This is a genomic window from Kiritimatiellia bacterium, assembly GCA_028715905.1.
Classification (GTDB): domain Bacteria; phylum Verrucomicrobiota; class Kiritimatiellia; order JAAZAB01; family JAAZAB01; genus JAQUQV01.
Map to the genome: position 1 here is coordinate 1 of JAQUQV010000099.1, position 5,128 is coordinate 5,128.

The following is a 5,128-nucleotide window of genomic DNA, read 5'->3' on the forward strand; positions in this document are numbered from 1 at the left end:
ATTTCAGGGGCGCTATTCGCGCCCAAATAAATAAACGCATTCACCCCCCGCGGCAAGCCGCGGAGCACTCTGCGGATTTTTCGTAGACGCTGCGGGGCTCGAACCCGCGACCCTCTGATTAAGAGTCAGATGCTCTACCAACTGAGCTAAGCGTCCGAGCTGGAAAATAAAAGATTGGCCCAAAAAAGGCAAGCGATAAAAACCTGAAAAAAACGGAAACGGGGAAAACCGCGCATGTTTTTTTGCCCCCCCTCGCTATCGGGCAATAAACTCGCAGAATTGAGCGGAGAGCTTGGCCTTGCTGAATTTTTCGGACACCACGCGGAAGGCCAAAGCGCCCATGGATGACAATTGTTCCGCCGGAAGACGCTCTATCTCGCGGATAACCCGCTCGGCATTGTCAATGTCTCCATGCGCAACATGCCATCCAATCGGATATTGATTCAATATATCCATAATAAAACTATCGGCCGGGCCGAGATACAGGATGGGGCGGCCAACGGCCATGGCGCCGTATATTTTGCAGGGGTGAATGATCCCGGACATTTGTTCGCCCAATGATACCAGGTGAATGTCGGCGGCCGAAAGCGAATAACGAATCTCCGCCAGCGGCTGATAGGGCAGCATTTGAATATTGCGCGGATGAAGCCGGATCATCACATCCTCAACCTCGCGGCGCCCCAACCCGCCGCCGATAAACAAAAACAGGAGTTTTTCCAGGTCCATGACGCGCAAAGCCGCTTGCAGAATGGTTGTTACCGGGGAACAAATGCTCAGGTTCCCGCTGAACATTATCACTTTTTTGCCGGTTAATCCCTGGCATGCGCGAAACGGGTTGCCTTCATGCGCAAGCGGGGTTAAATGCTCCTCATGCGGCCAGGGCGGTATAATTGCCATCTTGTCCGTCACCTGGGTTTTGCGATTGACCCTGTCGGCCATGAAACGATCCAGCACGACGATTTTGTCGGCCTTGCGGAGGAACAGACGATTGAAGCGGTCAAACATTTGCGCCAAAAAAGAGCCCGGCTTTGTTTTGCCCAGCGCAATTAATTGATCCGGGTTCAAGTCCATCACCCAGAACTTGATTGGCGCGTGGCGGATAAAACAGATCGCCAACGCCGCCAGAAGACAAACCGGCGGGGAAGTGCTGACCAGAATCCGGTCCAGGTTGCGGACAAATAACCCTTTCATAATGCATTGTATGACAAAAAGCACGCCGGCCAACGCCCTCAGAACCATGGATTTTTTTCCGAAGGATGACAAGGGCAGCCGGCGCACCTCAACTCCGTCTATCACTTCGCGGGAAGGATAGATTTTTGCGGGATTTTCATAACCGCGGCGCGAGGTCAACGCTATGACCCGAAAACCGCGTTGGACCAGTTGAGCGGCCGCATCGGCCATATGCTGGCCGACCGAGGCCGGATCGGGAACATACACCTGGCTGAGCGCCAGCACCGTTGGTTTTTTGTGGGAAAGGGGCATTGGATATGAGATAACTGATCAGGTGTTCCACATTCAGTAGACATTAGCCGTCAGAATCGAAAAAAGCAATGTTTTTATGCTCTCCCCGCAGTTCTGCCGCGTAAAACATTCTAACATTCTGCAGAATGTTAGAATGTTGTCAGGGGAAAAACGCAAAAAAAACGGTATTTCAGGTAGCCGGCGGTTTTTGCGCCTGCTGTGCAATCCAGGCATAAGTTTTGCGCAGGCCGTCTTGCAGGGCGCAGGATGGCGCCCAACCCAGCTTTTCGCGGATCAACCGGTTGTCAGAATTGCGTCCCCGCACACCCAAAGGGCCCGGAACATGCTTGATGGAGAGCTTTTTCTGCGCGATCTCCATTGTCATTTCAACGAGGCGGTTGATGGTCACCATTTCGTCGGACCCGATATTCACCGGACCGCTGAAATTTGATTCCATCAAACGGCGCACGCCCTCCAGACATTCGTCAATATAAAGAAATGATCGGGTTTGCTTGCCGTCCCCCCAGATTTCAATTTCAGCGCCGTCGGGCGCCATGGCCACCTTGCGGCACATGGCAGCCGGCGCCTTTTCGCGGCCGCCCTGCCAGGTGCCCAGCGGGCCAAAAATATTATGAAATCGGGCGATGTGCACTTCCAGGCCGTAATTTCGCTGGTATGCCAGGTATAAACGCTCACTGAATAATTTTTCCCAGCCATATTCGCTATCGGGCGCGGCCGGATAGGCGGATTCTTCTGAGCATTTCGGGTTGTCGGGATCCATCTGGTTATATTCCGGATAAATGCAGGCGGATGAGGAATAGAAAAACTTTGTCACGCCGGCTTTGCGTCCCGCTTCCAGCATGTTCAGATTGACGGTGGCGGAATTATGCATGATGTCGGCGTCATGTTCTTTGGTAAAAATATAACCGGCGCCGCCCATATCCGCCGCCAGCTGATACACTTCGTCTATGCCCTCCGCGGCCCGGGCGCATAAAGCCTGGTCGCGCAAATCGCCGATAACAAACTCGTCCGCCGGCAGTTTGGTGTATTCGTGATGCTTTAAATCAACGCCACGCACCCAAAAGCCCTCATTTTTAAGCCGGGCAACAAGGTGCCCGCCGATGAATCCGCCCGCGCCTGCCACTAACACGTTTTTTTTCATTTGTCATCTCCCATGAATTTTCTGTGAAGAAAGATGTTTCTTTGCTTTCCGCTTCGGTCTTTTAAAAAACGTTTCCTGAACACAATTTGCAAGGGAACGGGAAAAACATTAGCCAATCCTCAGTAAAAAACAAGGCGAAAGACATTCCAATGGTAATACCTCATTCATGCGGGTGGAAAGCGCCAAGATCAATCTTTTCAACCAAAGATACCCGTTGCCGAAATGCGGTAAACGGCGCGTTTTTGCATTGACGCTATCTGCGGTTGCCGGCAAATCTGGGCCAGCGGGATATTCCCCAAAGCCGCAGCCGCCTGAAAATGATGCGCATCTATTGGCCCATCGCTCAATTTGGCTTCCACGAGCAACCACGGCTTGCTATTGTGAGCAATCATAAAATCAGTTTCCTGCTTCTGCTTGTTGCGGATATAAAACAGTTCGTAGGGATCGCCCGTGGCATCGCTCCACAGCATCAGCCTTGTTTTCAGTTCGCAAGCCACATAATTCTCAAAACGCGCGCCCGGATCGGCAATCCGCGTCCAATCGTATAAATAATATTTTCCGGTTTTCAGAAGCGAACGCTTGATATTGCGCGAATAGGGCCGGATGGAAAAAACGAGGAAAAAATCTTCCAGCCGTCTCAGATAATTTTTTGCCGTGATCGGACTGATTTGCAGGTGCGATGCCAGGGATGAGACCGACAGCGGGCTTCCCGCCAGGCCGGGAAGTAAATTGTATAAATCGTGAATATATTCGCGATCAATAATCCGGGTCAGCGCGCCGATATCCTCGCGAATCACCGTTTCCGGATAGTCCCGCGCCCATCTGGCGTAAAACGGGCGCGATTGACGGAGAAACGGCTCGGGAAATCCGCTGTATTCCAGCAAATGCTGAAGCGCATCTTGTGCGGTAACCGCCGGCGAATTCTGCCGGCAGTTTTCAACAAACTCCTGCGCCGATGCCGGAACTTTTGCGCCGGATTCCGCTCTTCCCATAATTTCACAAAGCATCAAAGGCATTAAATGGAAGGTAAAATAACGTCCGGCCAGGCTGTCCCCCGCTCGCTTGGTTACATCCAGCTTGGCCGAGCCGGTGACAATCAAACGATATTTTTCAGAGGTCTCGTCAAAAACCGCCTTCAGGATGTTTTTCCACTTGGGCATTTTATGAATTTCATCAAAGCACACCCAGAGCGGCTGTCTGGCGGGGAACGCGTCCGCCGTAAAAAACAATTCGTTGGTTTTGTATCGCTGGCGCACGCTGCGCAAGTCCCAGAGGTAATACAACTTGCCGGAACCTTCCGCATCAAGCATTTGGCGGGCCAGCGTGGTTTTCCCGGACTGGCGGGGACCGGGAATGAACCGTATCTGGCGCCCCCATTGTTCCGCGAAGGCGATTGCATATAAAGCTCTTTTGATCATTGCCAACTATTCTATACAGATACATATATTAGTCAAACCATTTTTTATATTCATATAAAATAGTTCAGGGACGTTTCATCTGTCATATACGGACTGACGCGTGGTTGCCTGGCGGCAACTGAATTCCGATCAAGCGTTACGGCGCGCCGAAATGTCAAACATACCGGCGCCGGATGCGCTTTTCGCGGTCATGATCCGGGGTCTGACCGACGAGGGCGTTGCGATGTGCGCCACGAAGTTGCGCCTTACGCCAGAGGCCGTCGTCAAGGTTTCGGATGTCATGGTTATGTTTTTTATTCTACCTTAATTTTGCACAAACAAAAGCAGGTTTTATATAGAACAAACTGATGGACAAGGGGTTGCAAGATGTTTGACATAATAATATTTTTAACCAGATGGGTCTAAATACATATTGTTCAAAAATTGCTTTTGTTTGCGAAGAACAGGTCGCATGATTTTGCCGCATCTGTTTCGTTGCGAATGGCTTGCAGTATGCTTATACAGCGGCGCCCTTGCCGCCTTGCATCTGCGGCAAACTTATGCGATGCAAAATTAAGGAGATAATCGTGAAAAAGAACGCGTGTTTCCGGCTCCTGGGCTTAAATTCACGAGCTACGTGGCGATACTTGCCATGAGATCAGCCCGAACGGTCTTCCAGTTCTTCGTGTTCATCCTGTTGAGTGCGGTCCGGACCTGCTCCCGGATGTCGGTCTAGGGGCAGTGCGGTCAATGGTCTTCCATTACTCAGCTTTGCGGCAAGCCCACCGATCATGACCGCGTCAACATGCTCGTAACCTTCCAGCATCGCGTCGCTGGTGTGGCCCGTAATCCGCTTGACAATTTCCCCGGGTATGCCGGCGGATAAGGCTTCATCTTAATCAGAGGGTCGCGGGTTCGAGCCCCGCAGCGTCTACTTGCCGGGGTCCGGTGCGGGGGTCTCAACGGCCGGAGTTTTGGGAACGGAGGGCTCAGCAACGACGCGGAATCCCAGATTGATGTATTTATAGTCGGGCTCATACGCGCTGCGCCGGCCGGTGCGCAGAAAGAGCGGGGCGCAATCCGCCCACGAGGCTCCCTTCAGCACGCG

Annotated in this window: 4 protein-coding genes and 1 tRNA gene; 1 reads left to right on the plus strand and 4 read right to left on the minus strand. The window is 52.2% G+C overall.

Annotation, left to right across the window (positions count from 1 at the left end):
* Nucleotides 1-83: 83 nt before the first annotated feature.
* The 4 genes from PHP98_11580 to PHP98_11595 form a co-directional block, all read right to left on the minus strand.
* Nucleotides 84-156, minus strand: a tRNA-Lys gene (locus tag PHP98_11580).
* 99 nt (nt 157-255) lie between these two features.
* A complete protein-coding gene (locus PHP98_11585; protein ID MDD5484269.1) occupies nt 256-1,482 on the minus strand; it encodes a glycosyltransferase family 4 protein in 1,227 nt (408 codons plus the stop codon).
* Nucleotides 1,483-1,651: 169 nt separating this feature from the next.
* A complete protein-coding gene (locus tag PHP98_11590; protein ID MDD5484270.1) occupies nt 1,652-2,623 on the minus strand; it encodes an NAD-dependent epimerase/dehydratase family protein in 972 nt (323 codons plus the stop codon).
* Between the two features lie 197 nt (nt 2,624-2,820).
* Nucleotides 2,821-4,041: an ATP-binding protein gene (locus tag PHP98_11595; protein ID MDD5484271.1), complete on the minus strand. Its 1,221-nt coding sequence runs from the start codon at nt 4,039-4,041 to the stop codon at nt 2,821-2,823.
* 151 nt (nt 4,042-4,192) lie between these two features.
* Here PHP98_11595 and PHP98_11600 point away from each other — a divergent pair, with 151 nt between their 5' ends.
* Nucleotides 4,193-4,348, plus strand: coding sequence for a hypothetical protein (locus PHP98_11600; protein MDD5484272.1), 156 nt, complete (start codon nt 4,193-4,195; stop codon nt 4,346-4,348).
* Nucleotides 4,349-5,128: the final 780 nt, after the last annotated feature.